The organism is Nocardioides sp. CF8, assembly GCF_000389985.1.
Taxonomy (GTDB): domain Bacteria; phylum Actinomycetota; class Actinomycetes; order Propionibacteriales; family Nocardioidaceae; genus Nocardioides; species Nocardioides allogilvus.
In genome coordinates this window covers 2,645,898-2,669,340 of the sequence record NZ_CM001852.1, presented here as the reverse complement: position 1 = coordinate 2,669,340, position 23,443 = coordinate 2,645,898, and the positions used below count along the sequence as shown (strand labels likewise).

Here is a 23,443-nt window from a genome sequence, read left to right as displayed (position 1 = left end):
GGGCACGGCGGAGCCGACGGCGAGGAACTTGGACGCGACGGCGACGCCCCACGACTCACCGTCGTCGGAGCGGGCCACGATCGAGAAGGTCATGGCGCCGAGGCTAGTGGAGCCGTCCGCGCCGTACGGTGCGAGGCCCCGACGTGACCCCCTTCACACGACGAGCCCGCATCGCTAGGGTTTGATCGATCCAATTCAACGATGAGGAGTGACGATGCGCGTCGGAGTGCTCACCGGAGGCGGGGACTGCCCGGGACTCAACGCGGTGATCCGTGCCGTGGTCCGCAAGGGCGTGATGACGCACGGGTTCGACTTCGTGGGCTATCGCGACGGCTGGAAGGGCCCGCTCGAGGGCCTGACGATGGAGCTCGGCATCGCCGAGTGCCGCGGCATCCTCCCGCGCGGCGGCACGATCCTCGGCTCGAGCCGCACCAACCCGTTCAAGATCGAGGGCGGCGTCGAGCACATCCGCGCCAACCTCGACAAGGACGGCGTCGAGGCGCTGATCGCGATCGGCGGCGAGGACACGCTGGGCGTCGCGACGAAGCTCGCCGACCTCGGCGTCAACGTCGTCGGCGTACCCAAGACCATCGACAACGACCTGTCCGGCACCGACTTCACCTTCGGCTTCGACACGGCCGTCAACGTCGCGACCGAGGCGATCGACCGCCTGCACACGACGGCCGAGTCGCACCACCGTGTCCTGGTGGTGGAGGTGATGGGTCGCCACGCCGGCTGGATCGCGCTGCACAGCGGCATCGCCGGCGGGGCGAGCATGGTGCTGATCCCCGAGCAGCCCTTCGACATCGAGGACGTGTGCGCGCGGGTGGAGACCCGCTTCGAGAGCAGGTATGCCCCGATCATCGTGGTCTCCGAGGGCGCTGTTCCCCGCGAGGGCGGCGAGATGACGCTCGTCTCGGGTGAGAAGGACGCCTTCGGGCACGTCCGCCTCGGCGGGATCGGCGACCGGCTCGCGAGCGAGATCGAGGCGCGCACCGGCAAGGAGGCGCGCGCCGTCGTGCTCGGCCACATCCAGCGCGGCGGCACGCCGACGGCCTTCGACCGCTGGCTCGCCACCCGCTTCGGGCTGCAGGCGGTCGACGCGGTCGCCGAGGGCGACTTCGGCACGATGATGGCGCTGCGCGGGACGAAGATCGAGCGGCTCAAGCTGATCGAGGGCACCGGCGAGCTCAAGCTCGTGAGTCCGGAGGAGTACGCCGAGGCGCAGGTCTTCTTCGGCTGACCTGCGCGCGGGGGTGCTTGCCTTCACCCCTCCCCGAGGCCACAGTGATGGGGTCGCAAACCGTTCGACAGGAGTGTGAGCCCATGTCCGCCAACACCATCGAGAGCCAGCCGCAGGGCGAGAACCTCGAGCTCAAGCGGGTGATGGGCCCGAAGCTGCTGCTGCTCTTCATCGTGGGCGACATCCTCGGGGCGGGCGTCTACGCCGTCACCGGGCAGATGGCCGGCCTCGTCGGCGGTGTCGTGTGGCTGCCGTTCCTGCTGGCGTTCGTCGTGGCGACGCTGACGGCGCTGTCCTACCTCGAGCTCGTCACGAAGTATCCCCAGGCCGCGGGCGCCGCGCTCTACACCCACAAGGCCTTCGGCATCCACTTCGTCACCTTCCTCGTCGCCTTCGCGGTGGTCTGCTCCGGCATCACGAGCGCGTCGACGTCGGCCAACGTGCTGGCCCAGAACCTCACGGGCGGGCTGGTCGTCAACGGCTGGCTCGACGCGCTGCCCGGCACCGGCGTCATCACGGCGATCGCGATGGGCTTCATGGTGCTGCTGGCGCTGATCAACCTGCGCGGCGTCGGCGAGTCCGTGAAGTTCAACGTCGTGCTCACGCTCATCGAGATGACCGCGCTGGCGATCGTGATCGGGGTCGGCTTCTGGGCCATGGCCCGAGGTGACGGCGACTTCTCACGGATCACCACCTTCAACGACGTCGGTGACAAGGGCATGTTCATGGCGATCACGCTCGCCACCTCGATCGCGTTCTTCGCGATGGTCGGCTTCGAGGACTCGGTCAACATGGTCGAGGAGTGCCACGAGCCGCAGAAGATCTTCCCGCGCACGATGCTCACCGGCCTCGGGATCGCCGTGCTCATCTACATGCTGGTGGCCCTGGCCGTGGTCGCCGTGCTCACGCCGGGCGAGCTGGAGACGATCAACGAGTCCGAGGGTCGTGCCCTGCTGGAGGTCGTCAGCAAGGGCTCTCCCGACTTCCCGATCGACAAGGTGTTCCCGTTCCTGGCCGTCTTCGCCGTCGCCAACACCGCGCTGATCAACATGTTGATGGCCAGCCGGCTGCTCTACGGCCTGGCCCGGCAGGACGTGCTGCCGCGCAGCCTGGGCAAGGTGTCACCCCGGACCCGGGCGCCGTGGGTCGGCATCCTGTTCTCGACCGTCCTGGCCCTCGGCCTCATCGGCTACGTCGCCAGCCAGTCCGACAGTCCCGTGGTCACCAACCTCTCGACGACCACGGCGCTGCTGCTGCTCGCGGTGTTCACCGTCGTCAACGTCGCCTGCCTGGTGCTGCGCCGCGATCCCGGCGAGGGGTTCTTCCGCTCGCCCGGCCCGACGCCGGTCCTCGCCGCGCTGCTGTCGATCGCGCTGATCGCCATCCCGTGGGGCCAGAGGGAGGCGATCGTCTACCAGGTCGCCGCGGGAATGCTCGTCATCGGCGTCGTCCTGTGGGTGCTGACGTGGCTGACCAACCGCGGCGTCCGGGCGAAGAAGACCGGCTTCCGCGACATCGACCACCTGGGGGAGTAGCCGCTCGGCCGCCCGCCCACCGGTCACGAAGCCGCGGTCGGGCGGCCTGCGCCGTACCCTTGGGGAGTGAGCATCCCGTCCCTCGAGCAGTTGCGTGCCCTGCAGCCTGCCCAGCAGCCGACCTACCCCGACAGCGCCGCGGTGGACACCGCGGTCGCGAAGCTCCGGAAGTCGCCGCCGCTGGTGTTTGCGGGGGAGTGCGACGACCTCAAGGACAAGATCGCGGCGGTCAGCCGGGGCGAGGCCTTCCTGCTCGCCGGTGGCGACTGCGCCGAGACCTTCGCCGAGGTGACGGCCGACAACGTCCGCAACAAGCTGCGCGTGATGCTGCAGATGGCCGTGGTGCTGACGTACGCCGCGTCCGTGCCGGTCGTGAAGGTCGGCCGCCTGGCCGGGCAGTACGCCAAGCCCCGCTCGAGCGACACCGAGACCCGCGACGGCGTCACCCTGCCGGCCTACCGCGGTGACGCGGTCAACGGCTTCGAGTTCACGCCCGAGTCGCGCATCCCCGACCCGCAGCGGCTCGTCGACGTCTACAACGCCTCGGCCGCGACGCTCAACCTCGTGCGCGCCTTCGTGACCGGTGGCTACGCCGACCTGCGCCAGGTGCACACCTGGAACAACGACTTCGTCCGCGAGTCGCCCTACGCCCAGCGCTACGAGCTGATGGCCGGCGAGATCGAGCGGGCCCTGACGTTCATGAAGGCGATCGGCGCCGACCCGGACGAGTTCCACCGGGTCGACTTCCACTCCAGCCACGAGGCGCTGCTGCTCGACTACGAGCACGCGATGACGCGCATCGACTCGCGCACCGAGCTGCCCTACAACGTGTCGGCCCACATGGTCTGGATCGGCGAGCGCACGCGCCAGCTCGACGGCGCCCACGTGGAGTACTTCCGCCACATCCGCAACCCCATCGGCTGCAAGCTCGGCCCGTCCGCGACCGCCGACGACGCGCTGTCGCTGGCCGCCAAGCTCAACCCCGCCAACGAGGCCGGCCGGCTCACCTTCATCACCCGCTTCGGTGCCGAGAAGATCCGCGACGGCCTGCCGCCGCTGGTCGAGAAGGTCACCGCCGAGGGCGTGCAGGTGGCCTGGGTCAGCGACCCGATGCACGGCAACACCTTCGAGGCGTCGACGGGCTACAAGACCCGCCGTTTCGACGACGTGCTCAACGAGATCCAGGGCTTCTTCGACGTGCACCGCGCGCTCGGCACCGTCCCCGGCGGGATGATGGTCGAGATGACCGGCGACGACGTCACCGAGATCGTCGGTGGCGGCGAGGAGATCGACGAGCACCGTCTGGCCCACCGCTACGAGTCGGTCGTCGACCCGCGCCTCAACCGCGTGCAGTCGCTCGAGCTGGCGTTCCTCGTCGCGGAGATGCTGCGGGCGAAGCAGGCCTGAGCCTGCGCCGCCGCCCCGACGTCGGCCGCGGACGGTCGCTAGGTTGGGGCACATGATCGACCTCCGCTCCGACACCCTGACCACCCCGACGTCGGACATGCGCGCCGCCATGGCGAAGGCCGAGGTCGGCGACGACGTCTATGCCGAGGACCCCACCACGCGCCGCCTGGAGGAGCGCGTGGCCGAGCTCTTCGGGCACGAGGCAGCGCTGTTCACCCCGACGGGATCGCTGGCCAACGTGCTGGCCGTCCGCTCGCTGGTCGGTGTCGGCCAGGAGGTGTTGTGCGAGTCCTCGGCGCACATCGCCCGGGCCGAGCTGGGCGCGCACGGTGCGATCACCGGGCTGACGATGCGCACGTGGTCCCACCACCGCGGCCAGATCGACCTGGCCGCCATCGACGCGCTGTTCGCTCCCGACATGGGGTCCTTCTTCGTGCGCACGACCGCAGTCTCGGTCGAGAACACCCACAACTTCGCCGGCGGCACGGTCCTCCCGCTGACCGACCTGCAGGCGCTGCACGCGTGGGCGGTGCCCACCCGCACGAAGATCCACCTCGACGGGGCGAGGCTCTGGAACGCGCACGTCGCGACCGGCACGCCCTTGCACGAGTACGGCGCCGTCGCCGACGTCCTCGCCGTGTGCCTCTCCAAGGGGCTCGGCGCCCCGGTGGGCTCGCTCATGGTCGGCTCGGCCGACGCCATCGCCGAGGCGCGGATCTGGCGCAAGCGGCTCGGGGGCGGGATGCGGCAGACCGGCATCCTGGCCGCGGCCGGCCTGCACGCGCTCGACCACCACGTCGAGCGGCTGGCCGACGACCACGCGCACGCCCGGCTGCTGGCCGAGGCGTGCGGCCTGGACCCGGCCACCGTCGACACCAACATCGTCGTGCTGCCCCGCACCGACGCCGGTGCGTTCGTCGAGGCTGCCGCCGAGGCGGGGGTGCGGATCTCCGCGGTCGGGCCCCGCGCCGTACGCATCGTCACGCACCTCGACGTGTCGCGGGCCGATGCGAAGAAGGCTGCCTCGATCCTCGCGAAGCTGTAGGCGTGGTCCTGGGTTTCGACACGGCGTTGGCGCGCGCCTGCTCACCCGGCGGCTGAGGCCCGCCACTCCAGCCGGTTGATCTGGTCGCCCTCGTGCAGGGTGACCCGGTCGCCGGTGTCGACGAAGCCGCAGGAGTCGTAGAGCCGCAGCGCGCGCCGGTTGTCGTCGCGCGTCCACACGCTCAGCCGCGTCCAGGCCTGGCCCGCGGGCGGTGCCTGCAGGGCGCGGACGAGGGCACCGCCGATGCCGCTGCCCCAGTAGCCCGGCTCGACGAAGACCATCGAGATGTGGCCGCAGGTCGGGTCGACGACGTCGTCCTCGAGGTAGGGCTCGGCCACGATCATGCCGGCCGGCTTGTCGCCGTACGTCGCCAGCAGGGCCACGTCACTGGAGGCGAGCTTCTCCGCGATCCGCTCCTGGCGACCCGGCGCGGGGGTGCGGCCGCCGGCGCGTCGAGCCGCCGCCCAGATCCCGGCCGCGGCGGCGCGCTGCTCCGCGTCGGTGATCGCGGTGATGACGGTGCGGGGCACGAGGTGTCAGGCCGCCGGTGTGCCGGCGACCAGGACGTCGCTGATCGCGGTGTAGTCGCGACCGAGCACGCCGGCCCCGGGCGGCGTCACGGCGAGAAGCCGCAGCTGCACGGTGGAGGTGGTCACGGGGTCGATGGTCAACCGCTGCAGCTTGGCCTTCTCCCTCAGGTCCTGCCGGACCACGGTGCCGTCGTCGAAGGCCCACTCGACGGCCGTGATGCGCCGGTTGTGGGGATACCAGTTCACGAGGCCGGACCCGCTCGGCACCTGCTTGGCATAGCCGTTGAGGATCCCGACCCGCCGGATCGTGCTCGGCTCGGACAGGGTGAAGCTGATGGTCTCGCCGGAGGCGTCGCCCGCCGTGCGCCAGGCGGTCGACGGGGTCGCGTCGAGCATGTGGCTGGGGTCGTAGTCGACGAGCCGGCCGTCGAGGTCGGTGGTGGCCGGGGCCGCCGGTGGCGCGGTGACCTCGAGCGTGCTCGTCAGGTCGACCGCGCGCGGCGCAGTCCTCTCCGAGGTCCGGGTCGCGCTCTCGCCCCTCGGCTCGTCCTCGTCGTCGCCGCCGAGACAGGAGGACAGGACGGCGAAGAGGATGACGACGAGGAGCGCGCCGACCGCCCACGGCGCCCAGGGCGGCACTTCCGTGGCCGCCTGGTCGGGCAGCGGGGCGTCGTCGGGGGAGACGAGGAGTGGTTCGCCGGCGGGAACGGGCTCGCCGACCGGGTGGCCGCAGTTGAGGCAGAAGCGGCCGACCCCGAGATCGTGGCCGCAGCGGGCACAAGTTGTCACGGGCCCAAGCCTACGGGCCCGTTCAGACCGCGATGTGCGTGACTTCGGCCTCGATGTGCCGACGGGGCACGAGCTCGACGACCAGCATGGCGCTCAGCACCATCGCACCACCGATCAGCAGCCGGGGCGTGATGCCCTCACCGCCGAGCGCGACGGCGAAGGTCGCCGCGAACACCGGCTCCATGCTCATGATGATCGCGGTGCGGGTCGGCGACAGGTGGGCCTGCGCCCAGGTCTGGCCGAGCATCGCCAGTGCGCCCGCGAAGATCGCCATGTAGACGAGTGAGAGCCAGTCGCGTCCGTTGCCCGGGAGCACGATGCCGTCGGGGACCGTCGCGACGAAGCAGATCGCGGCGATCACGATGATCTGCAGGATCGACATGCCGAGCGCGTCGCGCGCCGACGACCACGCGCCGAGCCCGACGATGTGCAGGGCGTAGAGCATCGCCGCGACGAGCGTGATCGCCTCGCCGTACCCGAGACTGAGGCCGCCGAGGGTCAGCACGCCCAGGCCGGCAGCGGCCAGCGCGACGGCCGCCCACGTGACCAGCCCGATGCGGGTGTGCAGGATCCAGGCCGCGAACAGCGGCGTGCAGACGACGTACATGCCGGTGATGAAGCCGCTGACGCTCGCCGGCGTGTGGGCGAGGCCGGCCGTCTGCAGGATCTGGGCGACGCCGTAGAGCAGGCCGAGCACGACCGCGTGCCGGCGGACGGTGGGGGCGAGGCGGGCGATCGCGCGCGGGGCGACCAGCAGCATCGCGGCGGCCGCGATCGCGAACCGGACCGCCAGGAAGTCGAGCGTCGGCACCCGGTCGAGCAGGTCCTTGATCAGGAAGAAGGTGCTGCCCCAGCACGCCGTCATCGCCAGCAGCGCGAGCGCCGCGAGCCAGGACACCCGCCGCGACGGGACACTGCTCTCGGGACTCACCCGGGGAGTCTAGGGATCGGGGTTCCCCGGTCCGCCACTGCGCTAGATTCGCCCGGTGTCCGTCACCCGCCGCCTGCTGCACCGGGCCGTCCACGCCGGCCGCGACTGGGTGGAGCAGGTCGGCGCGATCGTGCCCGGCAGTCCGCGCGCGGACGCGTTCGGCAGCCTCGGCGAGAGCAGCTGCATCGCCTTCCCGCCCGCCACCGTGATGGGAGCCTCGTCGATCCACATCGGGGCCGGCACCCTGGTCGGGCGGCACTGCACCCTGTCCGTGGGGTACGGCGGCGACGACTCGTCGCGCCCGGCCCGCGGCCTCGTCATCGGCGACCGCTGCGTGATCGGCGCTCGCACCAGCCTGACCGCGCACGAGTCGATCGTGGTCGGTGACGACGTGTGGCTCGGCCAGGACGTGTTCGTCTCCGACGCCAGCCACGGCTACCAGGACCCGCACACCCCGATCGGGCTGCAGCTCGGCGAGCACCGGCCGGTGCGCATCGGCGACGGCACCTGGATCGGCCACGGCGCGATCATCCTCCCGGGCACCAGCATCGGCCGCAACGTCGTCGTCGCGGCCGGCTCGGTGGTCCGTGGCGACGTCCCCGACCACGCAGTCGTGGGGGGCGTGCCGGCGCGCGTGCTGCGCAGCCTCGTCGGCGACGAGTGGGTCAGCCCGGACGGTCGGCACCCGTCCCGGCCGGTGGTGACACCCGCCGAGGTCGAGGAGTTCCTGTCCGGGTCAGCGCAGCGGGTCGAAGTGCCGCAGGAGCTCGGGGGTGCGGTCGTGGGCGACCTGCTCGGCGAGGAGCTTGCCGGTCAGCGGACCCAGGGCGATGCCCCACATCCCGTGGCCGCCGGCGACGTAGACGCGTGACGACTTCGTGCGCCCCACGACGGGCAGGCCGTCGGCGGTGCAGGGCCGCGAGCCGACCCACTCGTCGGTGCGCGCCTCCCAGTCGACACCTCGGAACATCGGGGTCGCGGCGTCGACGATCGCCTTGATCCTGCGCGGGTCGAGCGGGGCTCCGGGCTTGCGGAACTCCATCATCCCGGCGACGCGGAGGCCGTCCGCGGGTCCGCCGAGCGGCGTGCACGCGACGCGCTGGGTGGGCAGGTAGAGCGGGTTCCTCGGCGCCTCGTCGGGGTGGACGGTGAAGCTGTAGCCCCGGCCCGCCTGCACGATCGTGCGCACGCCGTGGGGGCGGGCGAGCTGGCCGAGCCAGGTGCCGTTGGCGACCACGACGGCATCGGCGTCGATCGTGCTGCCGTCGCTGAAGCGGACCTCGGCCCGGTCGCCGCGCTGGGTGACCGCAGTGGCGGACCGCCCGGTGACGACCTGGCCACCGCCGGTCTTCACGGCGCCGGCCAGGGCGTGCACGAACTCGCCGGGGTTGATGTAGCGCTGCCCGTTCATCGTCACCCCGCACCGTACGCCGTCGCCGAGCGTGGGTTCGAGGGCGTGCACGGCGTCGTGGTCGAGCAGCGTGTAGTCCGTCGAGCCGCCGGCCGCGTTGACCCGGCGGAACTCCTCGACCAGCACCTCGCGGTCGGCCTCGGAGGCGAAGGCTGCGAGGAACGGGGTGGCCGGCTTGGTGGGGGCGTCGACCGCGACGTCGCCCGGGGCGGCGGCCATCTCGGCGTAGGCGTCGAGTGCGACCGCGTTGGCCTCGTTGAAGACCGCCATAGCCCGGCGCCAGTGCTTGTCGGTGCAGTGCCGGGCGAAGCCGACGAGGAACCTCAGCAGCCGCGGGTTGGCGCTCAGCGGCACGTAGACGGGCGACGACGGGCTCAGGGCCGCCCGGACGCCGGTCGCCAGGATGGCGGGCTCCGGCAGCGGCAGGGTCAGGGCCGGGGCCAGCCAGCCGGCATTGCCCCACGACGCGCCCGCGGCGACGTCGTAGCGGTCGACGACGGTGACCTCGACGCCCTCACGCTGGAGGAACCAGGCGGTCGAGAGACCGACCATGCCGGCACCGATGACGACGACGTGCTGAGGGGACTGGGTGGTGGCCATGGTCACATCCTCGACCGGGTCGGCGGGCCGGGCCGTGGCGTGGCGGCCACGGTTTCGGCACGCCCCTTGTGCGATCCCACAAGGGGCTCCGGGTCAACGCGTGCGCCGCGCCTGGAGGTGAACCATCAGGGCCAGCCGGGTCGCCGGGTCGTCCGCGTCGACGCCGCACGACTCGCGTGCTCGCCGCAGCCGGTTGCGGATCGTGTTGGGGTGCAGGTGCAGGGCGTCCGCCGCGGCCAGCACGCTTCCCGACGCGTCGAGGTAGCCGTCGATCGCCTCGACCAGCGCCGTGTCGTGCTGGTCGTCATAGGCCGTCAGCCTGGTGAGCGGGCTCGCTTCGCCGTACGTCGACAAGAACCCGCGCAGGCGGTCGACCATGACGTCGGCATAGACCTCGGGCAGCTCGGCGCAGCGGCCCGGTTCGCCGCGTCGCAGGAGGGCGCGGACCACGTCGGTCGCCGCCGCCCGCGAGTGGGGCAGGTCGGCTGCGGGAACGGCCACGCCGACGCCGGCCACGACCCCGCGACCGCCCGGGACCCGGGCCAGGAAGTCGGTGACGAGGCGACGCCCGGAGGTCGCGCCCACCACGCAGAGGAGGGTGTCGCCCTGGAGGGCGCAGGCGGCGTCGGGGCAGACGGCGCTCAGGTGCAGTGCCAGCGCGCCTGCGAGGTCGACCGCCGCGTCGGGGTCCTCGCCGCGGATCGCGATGACGACGAGCGGATCTGCGAGGCCGGCGTCCTGGGCGGCCGCGACCGCGGACTCCCCGCCGGCGAGCAGCAGCTCGAGCTGGTCGTCGCGGCCCCGCGCGGCCTGCCCGGCGACGCGGCGGGCATGCAGCACCTGGCGGGCGATGACGGGTGCGGCGGTGCGCAGGACCTCGACCTGGTGGTCCGTCGGCGGGCCGCCGACCGCGGCCCAGACGGAGCCGAGCAGCTCGCCCTCGTGGCGCAGTGCCACCACCGCCCTCGCCGTCAGGCTGACCTCGGGCAGGTCGACGAGGATGACGTCGTCGGTGGTGCGCAGCTGGTCGAAGACGCCGGCGGCGGCGATCGCGTCGCGGTACTTCGCCGGGACCTGCCGGTTGAGGATCGTCTCGACCCGCGCCTGGTCGGCCGCGCTGTGCTCGCCGCCGTAGGCGATGACCACGGTGTCGCGGTCCTCGATGGTGATCGGCGAACCCACCAGCCGGGCCAGGTCCTGCGCCAGGTCGAAGAGGTCGCCCAGGGTCTCGGCCATGGGCCGCACCCTAGATCAGATAGAGGGTGATCGTGCTGCCCTTGGCGACCATGTCACCGGCGTCGGGGGACGTGCTGAACACGAAGCCGACACCGATGTAGCTGTCGGAGTTCTCGACCGCGACCTGGAAGCCGAGGGCCTCCAGCTTCTCGGTGGCCGCCTCGACCCCCATCGCGATCACGCGCGGCACCTCGACCAGCTCGGGGCCCTTGGAGACGACGAGCTGGACCTCGTCGCCCTTGAAGAGCGGGCCGGTCGTGGGGTTCTGCGAGATCACCGCCCCCTCGGCGACCGTGTCGCTGAACTCCTCGCCGGTGACCTCGACGACGAGCTTGCGCTTCTCCAGCGCCGCGATCGCCTTGTCGGCGTCCTTGCCGGTCCAGTCGGAGATCTCGATCGGCCGGCGGCCCTTGCTGACCACCAGGTCGACGGGGGTGTCCGGCTTGACCGTCGTGCCCGCGGGCGGGTCGCTGCGCATGACCGATCCGGCCGGCACGGAGTCGCTGAACTTCTCGACACTGTCGCCGAACGCCAGGTTGCCCGCAGCGATGGCGTCCTGCGCCTCGTCCTCGGTCATCCCCTTGAGTGCGGGTACGTCGTAGCGCTCCGGGCCCAGGGACACGACCAGCGTCACGGTGCCGTCCTTGAGCACCCGCTCGCCGGGCTCCGGGTCGGAGCCCAGCACCAGTCCCGCCTCGACCGTCTCGGAGAACCGTGGCGTCCCGACCTCGACGCCGAGCCCGGCGCGGTCGAGCTGCGAGGTCGCGGCGGCCTCGGTGACGCCGAGGACGCCGGGCGTCGTGGTGTAGCGGGCGAATCCGAACCACCAGGCGCCGACGCCGACGCCGGCGAGCAGCAGGATCACCAGCAGGAAGGACAGCGGCCCCTTCACCGAGCGCTTGCGGGCGACCGTGTCGACAGGCGCCGGCGTCGCGGGCCTGCGCGGGGCGGGCGGGCGCGCCGCCTGGCTGGCGACGGATGCGGGCAGCTGCTCGATCGCGGTCGTGTGCACGTGGTCGGAGGTCGCGTCGCTGGTCTCGCGGTAGTTGGCCATCGCGATCGGGTCGAACGGCTCGGGTGCGGTGTCGTTGCTCTCATCGCCCTGGTCGCCGGTGTCCGGGTGGGTCGGCGCGAGCGCGAGGTCGGCGGTGAGCTCGGGGTCGTCCAGGATCCCGTCCCGCAGGGCCTGGGCGACGCGGTGGATCTGGTGCAGGAGGACGCTGGCGTCAGCCGGTCGCTGGGACCTGTCGCGGGCCGTGGCGCGGGCGACCAGCGCATCGACGTACGCCGGGATGCCGGGCGCGGCCTCGGACGGCGCCGGGACGTCCTCGTGGACGTGGCGGTAGGCGACCTGGATCGGGCTCTCGCCCTCGTGGGGCTTGTTGCCGGTGAGGAGCTCGTAGAGGACGACGCCGGCGGCATAGACGTCGGCGCGGGCATCGGCGCGGCCGTCGACGACGAGCTCGGGCGCGAGGTAGGAGACGGTGCCGATCAGGACGCCGCCGGTCGCGGTGTGCTGGGTGTCGGCGCTGACGGCCTTGGCGAGGCCGAAGTCGGCGACCTTGACGCGGCCGCCGTGGGCCTCGTCGCCGATCAGGACGTTCTCCGGCTTCACGTCGCGGTGGATCAGGCCGGCGCGGTGGGCGGCGGCGAGCGCGGAGACGACCGGCTCGAGCAGCGACAGCGCCCGGGCCGGCGTCATCGGCGACTCCTTGCGGATGACGTCGCGTAGCGTGTGGCCGGGGACGTACTCCATCGCCAGGAAGACCACGCCGTCGTCGTCGCCCTGGTCGTAGACGCCCACGACGTGCGGGTGGTTGAGCCGGGCGGCGGCGCGCGCCTCGCGGACGAAGCGCTGCGCGAAGTCGTCGTCGTCGCCGAGCCCGGGGTGCATGACCTTGACCGCGACGGTGCGGTCGAGCCGGATGTCAGTGGCCTCGTAGACACTCGCCATGCCGCCGCGCGCGATGCGGGGGCCGATGCGATATCGCCGGTCGAGGAGTCGCCCGACGAGCGCGTCAGGGACCGCTCGACCCGCAGCGCGGGCGTGCTCGGGTGACTCCACTGCTCGACCTCCATCGCCGGACGGGGAAGGATCCGGTGCTCCATCGTACGAAACCCCGGCGAGGAAGCGGGCCGCGCGAGCCTGTCCCGGCGTGGCGCGGAGTCGCGGGCTGCCGCTCCGGGCGGGGATACTGGGTGCCATGACGTCCTCTGACAACCCTGTTCCGCTGGCCGAAGCCGATCTCGACGCCCTCGTCGACGAGTGGCTCGACTGGAACGAGGCCGCCCAGCTCCTCGGCGTCACGCCGGCCAAGGTCCGCACCATGATCAAGGACCATGAGATCGCCGCCGCCGTGCCCAAGCCCGGCGTCCCTCCCTCGGTGCCGGCTGCGTTCTTCCAGGACGGGGAGATCGTCAAGGGCCTCTCCGGGCTGCTGGTCATGCTCCACGACCGCAAGTTCGAGGACCGCGAGTGCATCGCCTGGATCTTCACCGACGACGACTACCCCGGTCGCCCGATCGACGCGCTGCGGGAGAACCGCGGCACGGAGGTCAAGCGGCGCGCGCAGGTGCTGGGCTTCTGATGCAGCTCACGCCCCAGCGCCGCAAGGTGCTCACCACGATCATCACGATCGTCCTGCTCGCGGCTGTGTGGTGGATCCAGAACAACGACACCGCTCCGAGCCAGGACCGGGCCCGGGACACGTCGACCTCGTCGCCGCAGTCGCCGCAGTCGCCGCAGTCGCCGCAGTCGACCGGCTCGCCCGGCTCGTCCGGCACCGATCCCGACAGCGGGCTGCCGATCGTCCAGGTCGGCGACCTGCCGCCTGAGGCGGGCGAGACGCTGGCGCTCATCGACGCGGGCGGGCCCTACCCCCACGACGAGGACGACGGCACCTTCGGCAACTTCGAGGGGATCCTGCCCGACCAGGACCGCGGCTACTACCGCGAGTACACCGTCGAGACACCGGGCCTGAGCCACCGCGGAGCGCGGCGGATCGTGACCGGTTCCAACGGCGAGTTCTACTGGACCGACGACCACTACTCGTCCTTCTCCCGGATCGACAGGTGACGACATGAGCGGACTTGCTGGACTTCTGGCCGGACTCATCCACGGCGAGGCGCAGCCGGGCATCTACCAGTGGCACGGCGCCTTCGACGTCGCCGACGTGCAGCACACCGTCGAGCACGCAGGCTTCGGCTTCGCCCACGTCGACGGCTGGCTGGGCGGCACGAAGGCCGAGTTCCTCGCCGCTGTGGGGGAGGCCCTCGGCTTCCCCGAGCACTACGGCCAGAACTTCGACGCGCTCGCCGACTGCCTCCACGACATTGGCGCCGGCCAGGCGGGCGTCGTGCTCCTCTGGGACGGCTGGAGCACCCTCGCGCGCACCGACGAGAAGGCGTTCAACATCGCGCTGAGCGTCCTGGGCTCGCGGGTCCACACCGACCGCGGCGTGCCCTTCTCGGTGCTGCTGCGCGGCGAGGGCCCCGAGGTCGCGGAGATCGCCTCGCTCGACTGAGTGTGGGTCGGCTGCCGCGGGTTGGCTGACGCTGGCGCGGGTCGGCTGGCGCTCGTTGGGTAGTCAAGTGAGAGCTTGTGGTCGATCACGCAGATCACCACAAAGTCGCACTTGACTACGCCCCGGACTACGCCCGGGGAGCCGGAGAGCCCCCGCGTCAGACCGTCCGCTGCGTCGCGGCGGACGCGAGATCGGTGAGTACGCCGCGGGCGTGCTCGCCGATGGTCGTGCGGTCCAGCGCCGTGACGGCCTGGGCGGCCAGCGACTCGATCAGCCGCTCCACCTGGGCGTGCGCGCCCGAGGCGTCGATGATCCGGCGCAGCTCGGCGACGGCAGCCTCGTCGAGCGGGCTGCCGAGCGAGGTGTGCAGCAGCTCAGCGTCTGCCGGCTCGGCGGCGTCGAGGGCCATCGCGACCAGGACCGTGCGCTTGCCCTCGACGAGGTCGTCGCCCGCGGGCTTGCCGGTGACCGCCGGGTCGCCGTACACACCGAGCAGGTCGTCGCGCAGCTGGAAGGCCTCGCCCAGGGGCAGCCCGAAGCGGGACAGGTCGCTGAGCTGCTCCGGCGTCGCGCCGGCCAGCGCGGCCCCGATGTCGAGGGGGCGCTCGATGGAGTACTTCGCCGACTTGTAGCGCAGCACCGTCATGGCGGTGTCGACGTCGGCGTGGGCGCGCGCCTGCACCGAGACGTCGAGGAACTGGCCCGCGATCACCTCGGTGCGGCACAGCTCGAACATGACGAGCCCGGCGTCGACCCGCTCGCTCGGGAGTCCGCAGTGCCGCAGCATGTCGCCGGCCCAGCCGAGCAACAGGTCGCCGAGGAGGATGGCCGCCGCGGCGCCGTACTGCTCCGGATCGCCGGTCCACCCGGCCTCGCGGTGCTCGGCCTCGAAGGCGCGGTGGGTCGCGGGGCGACCGCGGCGGGTGTCGGAGGCGTCCATGAAGTCGTCGTGGACGAGGGCGCTGGCGTGCAGCAGCTCGAGGGCCGCGCACGCGCGGACGAGCGCGGTGTCGTCGGTGAGGTCGGGCTGGATCGCACGGAAGCCCCAGTAGCAAAATGCCGCCCGGAACCGCTTGCCGCCGGTGACCGACGTGCGGGCCTCCGCGACGAGGCGGGCGGCGTCGTCACCCAGCGGGGACAGGCGCGCGGCCTGCTCGTCGAGGAACTCCTCGAGCACCCGCTGGACACGCTCGCGGAAGGCGGCCGGATCCCAGTTCTCGCTCACCCCCGGGAGCCTAGCCAGTGGACAGATTGCCTCGGACAGCGCTCCCGTACCTACCCTTGTCCCATGACGGGTGGACCTGGGCGCAGCATGCGCGAGCTGATCGAGAGCGGCGAGAAGTCCTTCTCGTTCGAGTTCTTCCCGCCCAAGGACGAAGCCGGCGAGGAGCGCCTGTGGCGCGCCATCACTGAGCTCGAGCCCTACCGTCCGACCTTCGTGTCCGTGACGTACGGCGCTGGCGGCTCGTCGCGCGACACCACCGTGCGCATCACCGGCCGGATCGCGCGGGAGACCTCCCTGACGCCGGTCGCCCACCTCACCTGCGTCGGTCACAGCCGCGCCGAGCTCGCCGAGATCCTCGATGCCTACCGTGAGGCCGGCGTCGCCCACATCCTCGCGCTGCGCGGCGACCCGCCCGGCGGACCGCACACCGAGTGGGTCAGCGCCGAGGACGGCCTGGAGTACGCCTCCGACCTGGTGTCCTTCATCAAGGAGCACTACGACGCGGCTGTCGGTGTCGCGGCCTTCCCCGAGGGCCACGTCAGCGCCGAGAGCCTCGAGCAGGACGCGCTGGTGCTGAAGGCCAAGCAGGACGCCGGGGCCGAGTTCGCGGTCACCGAGATGGTGCTGCGCGCGAGCGACTACTTCGCGCTGGTGGAGCGGGCGCGGGCGCTGGGCGTCGACATGCCGATCATCCCGGGGATCATGCCGATCCTGAACCTCAACTCGATGAGCCGCATGGTCGAGCTGTCCGGTCGCGAGATGCCCGACGAGGTGCGGGCGCGCATCGAGCCGCTCGCCGAGACGCCCGAGGAGCTGCGCGCCGAGGGCATCCGGATCTCGACCGAGCTGTGCGAGGCCCTGCTCCACGGCGGGGCTCCGGGCCTGCACTTCTACACGCTGAACTTCTCCAAGGCGACGCGCGAGATCTTCGCGGCCCTGCAGATCACGGTCTGATCGTTACGGTTGCGCTCATGAGTGAGCGCAGCGTCACCGTCACCGGCCAGGGCAGCACGTCCGTGGCCCCGGACACCGCCGTCGTCCGGGTCGCCGCCGTGGCCCGCGCGGCCGGGGTGGCTGCGGCCTTCGCGGAGTCGTCGGCTGCTGCGGCGCAGATCGGTGAGGTCGCTCGTCGCCACACCGAGGAGAAGCGCATCGGCACGACCGGCATCAACGTCTGGCCGTGGCACGACAACCAGGGCCAGCAGCGCGGCTTCGAGGCGCGGCACTCGCTGGACATCGGCTGCCCCGACCTCGATGCCGCCGGCGCGTTGCTCGACGAGCTGACCGCCGGCGTGGGTGACGCCCTCGCCGTCGAGGGGGTGGCCCTCGAGGTCGCGGAGCCGGCCGCGGCCCGGGACCAGGCCGTCGCGGCGGCGTACGCCGATGCGCAGCGCCAGGCCCAGCAGCTGGCCGACCTCGCGGGTGCCGCGCTCGGTGACGTGCTCGCCATCGGCCAGGGCTCGTCCGGCGGCGGGCCTGCCCTGCGCGGGATGGACGCGATGGCGATGTCGGCCAAGATCGAGCCGGGGGAGACGTCCGTCGGCGCGAGCCTGAGCGTCACCTGGTCGCTCGTCTGAGCAGAGTCGTCCGTCTGGACGGTTGTGCACGCGGCAGCACCCGCCGTGCGGCGTACGGGTCGAGCACTTTCGTCCACGTGGACGAATCTGCTCAGACCTGCCCCGGGAAGTGCGGACGCCAGCCGTCGCCCGGACGATCGGGCAGGCCGGGGAGCCCGCGCGCGCTCAGCACGTTCCAGACCCGCTGCACCGTGCGTCCGGGGTCGCTGTAGATGCCCTTGGCGACGACCACGAGCATGCGCCACTGGTCCTCCTCGATCGCCTCGCGTCGATCGAGATCGCGCTCCCAGTTCTCTTCGCGCTCGATGTGGAAGCGGCCGTCGTACTCCACGATCACCTTCACGCCCGGCCAGCAGAGGTCGAAGCGCCGCAGCACCTCGCCGTCGACGTTGCGGATCTCGCGGTTGACCTCGGGCTCCGGGATTCCCGCGAGCACGAGCAGCATCCGCAGCCGTGACTCCATCGGCGAGTCGACCTTGCGTCGGACGTAGCGCAGCGCTCGTCGCGCGCGCTCCGCGCGAGAAGCCGGGGCGACCTCGATCGCGCGCGCCAGACGTCGATGGGTCACGCCCTTGCGGCGCAGCATCCAGTCACCGAGCACGACGAGCTCGACCAGGGGGAGCTCGTCGGCCATCTCGACGAACAGGTCGGCCAGGTCGGAGACGGGCAGGCCGCCGACGTCGCGGACCGTGGCGCCGTAGCGGACGTGGCAGACGACGTTCGTACGCCGCCGGCGACCGTTGGGTTCGGGCACGGTGACGTGCTCGTCGGGGCAGGTCGCGATCGGCGCCTGCCATGCCCTGGCTGCGGAGCAGTGGCTGGCGAAGGCGTCCGGGCCGAAGGGAAGGAGCGCTGCTCGCGTGCGCAGCCCGGGTGAGTCCGCGACCTCCGCCGAGACCAGGATCCCGTGGCTGATCGTGCGGAAGCCGGGACCGATCAGCTGGCGCCGGGTCAGGCCGCTCTCGAGACCGGCAGCCCGGGTGAAGGGCTGCCGCGTGTCGAGCTTCTCGTCGGCCATGGCGCCAGATTGCCCGACGAGCCGGGTTCCCTGCTCGCGTCGTCCACAGGCGGGCAGAGTCGTCCGTCTGGACGGTTGTGCACGCGGCAGCACCCGCCCTGCGGCGTACGGGGCGAGCACTTTCGTCCACGTGGACGAAAGTGCTCAGGCCGGCCCGATCTCCTGCGCGACGAGGGCAGCCGAGAGCCCGACGAACGGCAGTCCCGAGCCCGGGGTCGCGTGCGCGCCGGCGGCGTAGACACCGGGGACCGGGGTGGTCGGCCCGAGCCGGTCGCGCACCGTCGCGCGGCCCTGCCACAGCACGCCGAGCGGTGAACCGCCCCAGGCATCGACGAGGTCGCGCGGGGAGCGGTCGATCCGGGTGACGACGTGGGTGCGGACGTCGACCTTGTGCCGGGCCAGGGCCCGCAGCACGTCCTCAGCGAGGCGGCCGCGGCCGATGATCGTCCACGCGGCGCCGCCCTCGGGGGCCGTGCCGCCGGTGCGCACCACCAGCATCGGGTCGCCGTGCAGCACCACCTCGTGGGGCAGGTCGGGCAGGTCGCCGTCGAGGCCCACGTGGGCGACGACGGGCGGGATGGCCGGCATGGTCCGGTGCACCGACCCCGCCAGCGCGGGCAGCCGCCGCGGGTCGATCGCGCAGACCACGGCGTCGGCGTCGAGGTCGCCGTTCGCGGTGCATACGCCGACCGCCCGGCCGTCGCGCAGCACGATGTCCAGCGCCGTGGTGCCGAGCTCGACGGTGACGCCACGCGTGGCGAGCCGGTCGGCCAGCGCCGCACCGATCGCGGAGAGGCCACCGGGCACGGTCCAGGCGCCGAAGGTCTGCTCGAGGTAGGACGTCACGCCCATCCACGCCGGGACGTTGCGCAGGTCGTGGCCGTCGATGACGAACGGATGGCTGGCGACGAGGCGCAGCCGCTCGTCCTTGAAGTCGCGGCGCAGCCGCTTGTGCAGCATCTCGCGACTGCCGAGCAGGTCGGTCAGCTCGCGCGGGGAGAGGGCCGGGTCCCACGGCTGCTCGAGATAGCCGCGCCGCAGCACCTCCCAGGTCTCGGAGTGCGCATCGACGTACGCCGACCAGCTGGCGCCGAGGTCGCCCGCACCGTCGCCGAGCTGGTCGAAGGCGGCGATCTGCGCGGCCCGCGAGCCGCTGGGCAGGCGCAGCACGGTGCGGTCCTCGAAGCGGTGCTCGCGGACCAGGTCGAGCGGCTCGAGCTCGAGCTCGCGCTCCAGCGGCCGACCGGTCTTGCGGAACAGGTCGCGGATGACGGCCGGCAGCAAGGTGGTGGTGGGGCCGGCGTCCCAGGTGAAGCCGTCGGCACTGATCGGCTGCAGGGCCCCGCCGAGGGAGGTGGAGCGCTCGAGCAGGGTGACCTGGTGGCCGAGCTTGGCCAGGCGTGCCGCGCTGGCCAGGCCACCGAAGCCGCCACCGATGACGACGATCCGCAGTTCAGTCATCGGGCGCTCACATCGACGCCGCGATCGGGTCCTTCTTCTTCCACTTGCGCCACCCCCGGCGGATGAACCTGGCGATGAAGAACATCGCGATGAGACCGGCGGCCAGGAGCACGCCGGCGATGGCTGCCGCGGCCTCGGGGTTGTTGATCGCGAAGGCCACGACACCGAAGACGGCGACATCCTCGGCGAGGCTCGCGCCGATGTTGGTCACCGGCTCGGGGGAGGAGTTGATCGCCAGCCGGCTGCTGGCCTTGACGAGGTGGGACAGCAGCGCGGTGCCGCCGCCGACGCCGCCGAGGACCGCCTGGTCGAGCGTGGACGCGTCACCGGCCAGCAGGACGCCGATCACGGCACCGGCCGTGGGCCGGATGGCGGTGGAGATGGCGTCCCAGCTGGAGTCGATGTAGGGGATCTTGTCGGCGATGAACTCCATCGCGTAGAGGAACCCGGCGACGCTGAGGACGTCCCACCGCGCGAGCACGTCGGGGACCTGGGTGAAGTCGTTCAGCCGGTCGGCGACGCCCAGCACGAGCACGACCAGGTAGGCGTTGATGCCGCTGGCCCAGCCGCTGGAGAAGGTCAAGGCGAGTGATTCCACGCCCACACCCTAGTGAGGTCAGGCCTGTTCGGCGTCGATCACCGCGCGCAGGGCGTCGGGGTCGCGACCGACGACGGTGGTGCCGTCGGTGGCGGTGATGATCGGGCGCTGGATCGCCTGGGGGTGGGCGGCGAGCGCGGCCAGCCAGTGGGCGCGGTGCTCGGCGTCGCGGGGGAGGTCGATCCCGGCGTCGCGGGCCTCCTTCTCGCGCGCGACGTGCCACGGCTCGACGCCGAGGCGCTCGACCACGGCGGCGAGCTCGTCGGCGCTCGGCGTGTCCTCGAGGTAGCGGCGCACGGTGTAGTCGGCACCGGCCGCATCCAGCTCGCTGATCGCCGTACGACACTTGGAGCAGGCGGGGTTGATCCAGATCTCCATCACGCGACCTCGATCTCTCGGGCGCCGGTCATCGTGACGAGCTCCTCGAAGGTCGAGGAGAAGACGGCGGCGGGGTGGCCGGCGGCGGCCCACACCACCTCGTGGTTGCGCAGCCAGGAGTCGATCCAGGTCGGCACGGGGGCGGGGTGGTCGATGGGGGAGACGCCACCGATGACCTGGCCGGTGTGCTGCTTGACGAAGTCGGGGGTCGCTCGGGTGAGCGCGTCGACGCCGATGCGCTCGGCGACCTTGGCGGTGTCGACACGGTGGGCGCCGGAGGTGAGGATCAGGACCGGTGAGCCGTCGACGTCGAAGACCAGGCTGTTGGCGATGGCGCCGATCTCACACCCCAGAGCGGCTGCGGCGAGTGCGGCCGTGTGGACCGAGTCAGGCAGGATGACCACGTCACCCGAGCCACCCCGCCGGTGCAGGTCGTCGCGAAATGATCTGATCGCAGGGTGCTCGCTCGCCATGGTGCGAGCCTAGTCAGGGGAAGTTGTCGAGGATGCTGAGGGACTGCGGATGAGGGACATGCCCGGATCGATCACCAACGCGTTGCGGTGCCTGCTCGCGCTGGTCGTGGTGAGCGGGGCGGCCGTGCTGCTGACCTGGCTCCAGCACGACGAGATCATCCTCGCCTGGGCGAAGGGCAACCCGTCGGCGCAGGAGCTCCTCGCCTCGGGCGGGATGGCGGCCCTGCGCGAGGCGGCGATCGTGCCGAAGTTCGTGCCGCTGGCGCTGGTCTCGTTCATCGTGTTCGTGGTGCTGGTCGTGGTGCTCGCCGCCTTCCTCGTGGACGGCCACGGCTGGTCCCGGCTGGTCCTCACCGCGACCAGCCTCTTCGGCCTGCTCGTCTCGTCCCTGGGCCTCAACCACGGCCTGCCGATCGCGTTCGTCGTCGTCTCGGCGCTCTTCTTCGCGTTCTGCGTGCTGCTCGTCATCTTCTTGTGGCGCAAGGAGACCAACACCTATCTGCGCGTGAACTGACGCAGGTTCGCCCTCGCTCTTGACCCACTGTCGGTGGGGCCGTGTACCTTTGGTCTTGTTCGAACATCTGTTCGGACGTGGCTCCGGTGGCGGTGACCTCGACCCCCACCGCCCCCGGAGCCGGTGGCGGGGTCGATGAGCGGTGAGGAGACGTGAGATGCGGCTGTACGACGACCCCGTCGAGGTTCGACGAGGAGAGACCGAGGGCCCCGACCAGTTCCTGTGGCGAGGCCGGCTGTGGAAGGTGCGAGCCGTGCTCGCGCACTGGGTGGAGACCGCTCCGTGGTGGCAGCCCGCCCAGGAGAGCGCGGGTGGGACCGCCGAGCCGGTGGTCAACGCCGACCTGCTCGTCGAGCGTGAGCTCTGGCGGGTCGAGGCCGGCCGGGGGATCAGCTCCACCGGCGTCTTCGACCTCTCCTTCGACTGGTCCGACGGCCACTGGCAGCTCGTCGGCTGTGCGGACTGAGGGCGGTGTTGATGATGAATCCCCACCTGTTGCCCGCGACGACCCATTCCTACCTCGCGCTGGCTGCCGAGTCGTTGCAGGAGTCGATCACCGCCCGCGACGTGCCCACCCGCTATGCCTGCGCCCATGTGGCGGCACTGCGGGCGGCGGCCGCCCTGCTGGCCGCCCGGGCCAAGCCCACGGCTCGGCGCGGGCGCCAGAAGAACGCCTGGGTGCTGCTGGCCGAGCTCGCCCCCGAGCTCGCCGAGTGGGCCCGGTTCTTCGCGGCCGGCGCCGGCAAGCGAGCGGCTGCCGAGTCCGGCTCGACCCGGGCCGTCAGCGAGCGCGAGGCCGACGACCTGGTCCGTGACGCGGACCGGTTCCTGGCCGTGATCGAGTCGGCGCTGGGCCTGGTGCCCCATGCCCATCTCGACCAACGCCTCGTCGCAGCTGGTCAGATGGCCGGTCAGTCCGGTGTCGCCTGACCCGTTCGTCCATCTCCATGTGGCCTCGGGCTACTCCCTGCAATACGGGGCATCCCACCCGCAGACCCTCGTCGAGCGCGCCGTCGAGCAGGAGATGGACACGCTCGCCCTCACCGATCGCGACGGCACGTACGGCGCGGTGAAGTTCGCCCAGGCCTGCGCGCGGGCCGGCATCCGGCCGGTCCTGGGGGTGGACCTGGCCGTGGCGCCGGTGACCTGGCCGGGCACGCCCTCCTCGCGGGGGGAGGCTGCGCGCACCCCGGTCCGCGGCGGCGCCCACCGCGACCTGCCGGCCCATCGGGGCGGGCTGCCCCGGGTGACGTTCCTGGCGACCGGCAAGGCGGGCTGGGCGGCGATCTGCCGGATGGTCTCGACCACCCACCTCACCGGTGAGCGAGGCCGGCCGGTGGCGACCCTGGAGTCGCTGGCGCCCCACCTCATGGGCGGCGACGTGATGGTGCTGCTCGGCCCCGCCTCCGAGGCGGGCGTGGCGGCGAGGCGCCGGCGCGACGACCTCGCGCTGGCGGCGCTGGCGCCGTGGCAGGCCGTCGTGCCCCGCGACAACCTGGTCGTCGAGCTGGTCTCGCACCGCCTTCCCGACAGCTCCGCCCACGCCGCCCGGATGGCCCGGGTCGCCCGACAGGCCGGGCTGGGCACGGTGCTGACCAACGCGGTGCGCTACGCCGACCGCCTCGACGCCCCGACCGTCGACGTGCTCGACGCGGCGCGACGACTCGTCGCCCTGGACCGACGCCATGTCGATCGCGGCAACGCCGAGGGCTTCTTGAAGTCCGGCAAGCAGATGCAGGAGGTGGCCGAGGAGATCTGCCGGCTGTCCGGCCTCGCCCACGACACCGAGGCGGCGGCTCGTCAGCTGCTGGCCCACACCCGGACCGTGGCCGACCGCTGCGCCCTCGACCCGCGCGCCGACCTGGGCATCGGCGAGGTGCACTTCCCCGAGTTCCGGCTCAGCGGGTCGGGCACCAGCGCCGACGGCATGCTGCGCGCCCGCTGCGAG

Annotated in this window: 26 protein-coding genes and 1 pseudogene; 14 read left to right on the top strand and 13 right to left on the bottom strand. The window is 72.1% G+C overall.

Annotation, left to right across the window (positions count from 1 at the left end; genetic code table 11):
* On the bottom strand, positions 1-93 hold a 93-nt coding region (locus CF8_RS23205; protein WP_036490977.1), incomplete at its 3' end, for a DUF1028 domain-containing protein.
* 121 nt (positions 94-214) lie between these two features.
* Between CF8_RS23205 and CF8_RS12995 the strand changes: the two genes are divergently transcribed.
* The 4 genes from CF8_RS12995 (at position 215) to CF8_RS12980 (ending at position 5,230) form a co-directional block, all read left to right on the top strand.
* Positions 215-1,243 carry a 6-phosphofructokinase gene (locus CF8_RS12995; RefSeq protein ID WP_036493089.1) on the top strand — a complete coding sequence of 343 codons (1,029 nt, stop codon included), beginning with the start codon at positions 215-217 and terminating at the stop codon, positions 1,241-1,243.
* An 83-nt stretch (positions 1,244-1,326) separates the two neighbouring features.
* Positions 1,327-2,778, top strand: a complete 1,452-nt coding sequence (locus CF8_RS12990) for an APC family permease (protein WP_010833567.1) — start codon at positions 1,327-1,329, stop codon at positions 2,776-2,778.
* A 66-nt stretch (positions 2,779-2,844) separates the two neighbouring features.
* The gene (locus CF8_RS12985; RefSeq protein WP_010833566.1) at positions 2,845-4,185 is read left to right on the top strand and encodes a class II 3-deoxy-7-phosphoheptulonate synthase; all 1,341 of its coding nucleotides are present in this window, start codon (positions 2,845-2,847) and stop codon (positions 4,183-4,185) included.
* A gap of 52 nt (positions 4,186-4,237) precedes the next feature.
* Entirely contained in the window at positions 4,238-5,230 is a 993-nt protein-coding gene (locus CF8_RS12980) for a threonine aldolase family protein (RefSeq protein ID WP_010833565.1), read from the top strand.
* Positions 5,231-5,271: 41 nt separating this feature from the next.
* Here CF8_RS12980 and CF8_RS12975 read toward each other — a convergent pair whose 3' ends face one another.
* The 3 genes from CF8_RS12975 to CF8_RS12965 are packed head-to-tail and all read right to left on the bottom strand — an operon-like array spanning position 5,272 to position 7,480.
* Positions 5,272-5,760, bottom strand: coding sequence for a GNAT family N-acetyltransferase (locus CF8_RS12975; protein ID WP_010833564.1), 489 nt, complete (start codon positions 5,758-5,760; stop codon positions 5,272-5,274).
* A 6-nt stretch (positions 5,761-5,766) separates the two neighbouring features.
* A complete protein-coding gene (locus CF8_RS21020) occupies positions 5,767-6,549 on the bottom strand; it encodes an NADase-type glycan-binding domain-containing protein (protein WP_010833563.1) in 783 nt (260 codons plus the stop codon).
* A gap of 22 nt (positions 6,550-6,571) precedes the next feature.
* Positions 6,572-7,480 (bottom strand): DMT family transporter, encoded by a 909-nt coding sequence (locus CF8_RS12965; protein WP_232211509.1) that lies wholly within the window; start codon positions 7,478-7,480, stop codon positions 6,572-6,574.
* Positions 7,481-7,688: 208 nt separating this feature from the next.
* Between CF8_RS12965 and CF8_RS23495 the strand changes: the two are divergent.
* Positions 7,689-8,060, top strand: a pseudogene (locus CF8_RS23495) (acyltransferase); the annotation flags it as partial.
* A 156-nt stretch (positions 8,061-8,216) separates the two neighbouring features.
* Here the strand turns inward: CF8_RS23495 and CF8_RS12955 are convergent.
* The 3 genes from CF8_RS12955 to pknB all read right to left on the bottom strand — a co-directional run bounded on the left by CF8_RS12955 (position 8,217) and on the right by pknB (position 12,792).
* On the bottom strand, positions 8,217-9,491 hold the full coding sequence (locus CF8_RS12955) for an NAD(P)/FAD-dependent oxidoreductase (RefSeq protein WP_036490972.1): 1,275 nt from the start codon (positions 9,489-9,491) through the stop codon (positions 8,217-8,219).
* 93 nt (positions 9,492-9,584) lie between these two features.
* A complete protein-coding gene (locus CF8_RS12950) occupies positions 9,585-10,727 on the bottom strand; it encodes a PucR family transcriptional regulator (RefSeq protein WP_010833560.1) in 1,143 nt (380 codons plus the stop codon).
* A 10-nt stretch (positions 10,728-10,737) separates the two neighbouring features.
* On the bottom strand, positions 10,738-12,792 hold the full coding sequence (gene pknB / locus CF8_RS12945; protein WP_010833559.1) for a Stk1 family PASTA domain-containing Ser/Thr kinase: 2,055 nt from the start codon (positions 12,790-12,792) through the stop codon (positions 10,738-10,740).
* A gap of 139 nt (positions 12,793-12,931) precedes the next feature.
* On the opposite strand from pknB, the gene CF8_RS12940 reads away from it, so the two are divergent.
* The 3 genes from CF8_RS12940 to CF8_RS21015 are packed head-to-tail and all read left to right on the top strand — an operon-like array spanning position 12,932 to position 14,251.
* Positions 12,932-13,315, top strand: a complete 384-nt coding sequence (locus tag CF8_RS12940) for an Rv2175c family DNA-binding protein (protein ID WP_010833558.1) — start codon at positions 12,932-12,934, stop codon at positions 13,313-13,315.
* Positions 13,315-13,803 carry a ribonuclease domain-containing protein gene (locus CF8_RS12935; RefSeq protein ID WP_010833557.1) on the top strand — a complete coding sequence of 163 codons (489 nt, stop codon included), beginning with the start codon at positions 13,315-13,317 and terminating at the stop codon, positions 13,801-13,803. Before CF8_RS12940 ends, CF8_RS12935 begins: the two co-directional genes overlap by 1 nt.
* Before the next feature lie 4 nt (positions 13,804-13,807).
* Positions 13,808-14,251 carry a barstar family protein gene (locus CF8_RS21015; protein ID WP_010833556.1) on the top strand — a complete coding sequence of 148 codons (444 nt, stop codon included), beginning with the start codon at positions 13,808-13,810 and terminating at the stop codon, positions 14,249-14,251.
* A gap of 157 nt (positions 14,252-14,408) precedes the next feature.
* On the opposite strand, the gene CF8_RS12925 is transcribed toward CF8_RS21015, so the two are convergent.
* Positions 14,409-15,476, bottom strand: coding sequence for a polyprenyl synthetase family protein (locus CF8_RS12925; RefSeq protein ID WP_010833555.1), 1,068 nt, complete (start codon positions 15,474-15,476; stop codon positions 14,409-14,411).
* Positions 15,477-15,539: 63 nt separating this feature from the next.
* Between CF8_RS12925 and metF the strand changes: the two genes are divergently transcribed.
* Positions 15,540-16,430, top strand: coding sequence for a methylenetetrahydrofolate reductase [NAD(P)H] (gene metF / locus CF8_RS12920; RefSeq protein WP_036490970.1), 891 nt, complete (start codon positions 15,540-15,542; stop codon positions 16,428-16,430).
* 17 nt (positions 16,431-16,447) lie between these two features.
* Positions 16,448-17,053 (top strand): SIMPL domain-containing protein, encoded by a 606-nt coding sequence (locus tag CF8_RS12915; RefSeq protein ID WP_010833553.1) that lies wholly within the window; start codon positions 16,448-16,450, stop codon positions 17,051-17,053.
* A 91-nt stretch (positions 17,054-17,144) separates the two neighbouring features.
* Here CF8_RS12915 and CF8_RS21010 read toward each other — a convergent pair whose 3' ends face one another.
* The 5 genes from CF8_RS21010 to CF8_RS12890 form a co-directional block, all read right to left on the bottom strand.
* Positions 17,145-18,071: a hypothetical protein gene (locus CF8_RS21010; RefSeq protein WP_010833552.1), complete on the bottom strand. Its 927-nt coding sequence runs from the start codon at positions 18,069-18,071 to the stop codon at positions 17,145-17,147.
* A 144-nt stretch (positions 18,072-18,215) separates the two neighbouring features.
* The gene (locus CF8_RS12905) at positions 18,216-19,532 is read right to left on the bottom strand and encodes a phytoene desaturase family protein (RefSeq protein ID WP_010833551.1); all 1,317 of its coding nucleotides are present in this window, start codon (positions 19,530-19,532) and stop codon (positions 18,216-18,218) included.
* A gap of 7 nt (positions 19,533-19,539) precedes the next feature.
* Positions 19,540-20,130, bottom strand: a complete 591-nt coding sequence (locus CF8_RS12900) for a DUF4126 domain-containing protein (RefSeq protein WP_036490967.1) — start codon at positions 20,128-20,130, stop codon at positions 19,540-19,542.
* 18 nt (positions 20,131-20,148) lie between these two features.
* Positions 20,149-20,508 carry an ArsC/Spx/MgsR family protein gene (locus CF8_RS12895; RefSeq protein WP_010833549.1) on the bottom strand — a complete coding sequence of 120 codons (360 nt, stop codon included), beginning with the start codon at positions 20,506-20,508 and terminating at the stop codon, positions 20,149-20,151.
* Positions 20,508-20,981 carry a YbaK/EbsC family protein gene (locus CF8_RS12890; RefSeq protein ID WP_010833548.1) on the bottom strand — a complete coding sequence of 158 codons (474 nt, stop codon included), beginning with the start codon at positions 20,979-20,981 and terminating at the stop codon, positions 20,508-20,510. Before CF8_RS12890 ends, CF8_RS12895 begins: the two co-directional genes overlap by 1 nt.
* Before the next feature lie 58 nt (positions 20,982-21,039).
* On the opposite strand from CF8_RS12890, the gene CF8_RS12885 reads away from it, so the two are divergent.
* The 4 genes from CF8_RS12885 to CF8_RS22055 all read left to right on the top strand — a co-directional run.
* Positions 21,040-21,495, top strand: coding sequence for a hypothetical protein (locus CF8_RS12885; protein WP_010833547.1), 456 nt, complete (start codon positions 21,040-21,042; stop codon positions 21,493-21,495).
* A gap of 157 nt (positions 21,496-21,652) precedes the next feature.
* Positions 21,653-21,961 (top strand): DUF6504 family protein, encoded by a 309-nt coding sequence (locus CF8_RS12880; protein ID WP_010833546.1) that lies wholly within the window; start codon positions 21,653-21,655, stop codon positions 21,959-21,961.
* An 11-nt stretch (positions 21,962-21,972) separates the two neighbouring features.
* A complete protein-coding gene (locus tag CF8_RS12875) occupies positions 21,973-22,425 on the top strand; it encodes an SAV_6107 family HEPN domain-containing protein (RefSeq protein WP_232211508.1) in 453 nt (150 codons plus the stop codon).
* A gap of 19 nt (positions 22,426-22,444) precedes the next feature.
* A partial coding sequence (locus CF8_RS22055; protein WP_198016848.1) for a PHP domain-containing protein occupies positions 22,445-23,443 on the top strand: 999 nt, incomplete at its 3' end.

Coding starts and splice junctions, on each gene's coding strand:
- CF8_RS12995 (WP_036493089.1), top strand. CDS start 215: ATGCGCGTCGGAGTGCTCACCGGAGGCGGGGACTGCCCGGGACTCAAC.
- CF8_RS12990 (WP_010833567.1), top strand. CDS start 1,327: ATGTCCGCCAACACCATCGAGAGCCAGCCGCAGGGCGAGAACCTCGAG.
- CF8_RS12980 (WP_010833565.1), top strand. CDS start 4,238: ATGATCGACCTCCGCTCCGACACCCTGACCACCCCGACGTCGGACATG.
- CF8_RS12955 (WP_036490972.1), bottom strand. CDS start 9,491: ATGGCCACCACCCAGTCCCCTCAGCACGTCGTCGTCATCGGTGCCGGC.
- CF8_RS12950 (WP_010833560.1), bottom strand. CDS start 10,727: ATGGCCGAGACCCTGGGCGACCTCTTCGACCTGGCGCAGGACCTGGCC.
- CF8_RS12940 (WP_010833558.1), top strand. CDS start 12,932: ATGACGTCCTCTGACAACCCTGTTCCGCTGGCCGAAGCCGATCTCGAC.
- CF8_RS12935 (WP_010833557.1), top strand. CDS start 13,315: ATGCAGCTCACGCCCCAGCGCCGCAAGGTGCTCACCACGATCATCACG.
- CF8_RS21015 (WP_010833556.1), top strand. CDS start 13,808: ATGAGCGGACTTGCTGGACTTCTGGCCGGACTCATCCACGGCGAGGCG.
- metF (WP_036490970.1), top strand. CDS start 15,540: ATGACGGGTGGACCTGGGCGCAGCATGCGCGAGCTGATCGAGAGCGGC.
- CF8_RS12915 (WP_010833553.1), top strand. CDS start 16,448: ATGAGTGAGCGCAGCGTCACCGTCACCGGCCAGGGCAGCACGTCCGTG.
- CF8_RS21010 (WP_010833552.1), bottom strand. CDS start 18,071: ATGGCCGACGAGAAGCTCGACACGCGGCAGCCCTTCACCCGGGCTGCC.
- CF8_RS12905 (WP_010833551.1), bottom strand. CDS start 19,532: ATGACTGAACTGCGGATCGTCGTCATCGGTGGCGGCTTCGGTGGCCTG.
- CF8_RS12895 (WP_010833549.1), bottom strand. CDS start 20,508: ATGGAGATCTGGATCAACCCCGCCTGCTCCAAGTGTCGTACGGCGATC.
- CF8_RS12890 (WP_010833548.1), bottom strand. CDS start 20,981: ATGGCGAGCGAGCACCCTGCGATCAGATCATTTCGCGACGACCTGCAC.
- CF8_RS12885 (WP_010833547.1), top strand. CDS start 21,040: ATGCCCGGATCGATCACCAACGCGTTGCGGTGCCTGCTCGCGCTGGTC.
- CF8_RS12880 (WP_010833546.1), top strand. CDS start 21,653: ATGCGGCTGTACGACGACCCCGTCGAGGTTCGACGAGGAGAGACCGAG.
- CF8_RS12875 (WP_232211508.1), top strand. CDS start 21,973: ATGATGAATCCCCACCTGTTGCCCGCGACGACCCATTCCTACCTCGCG.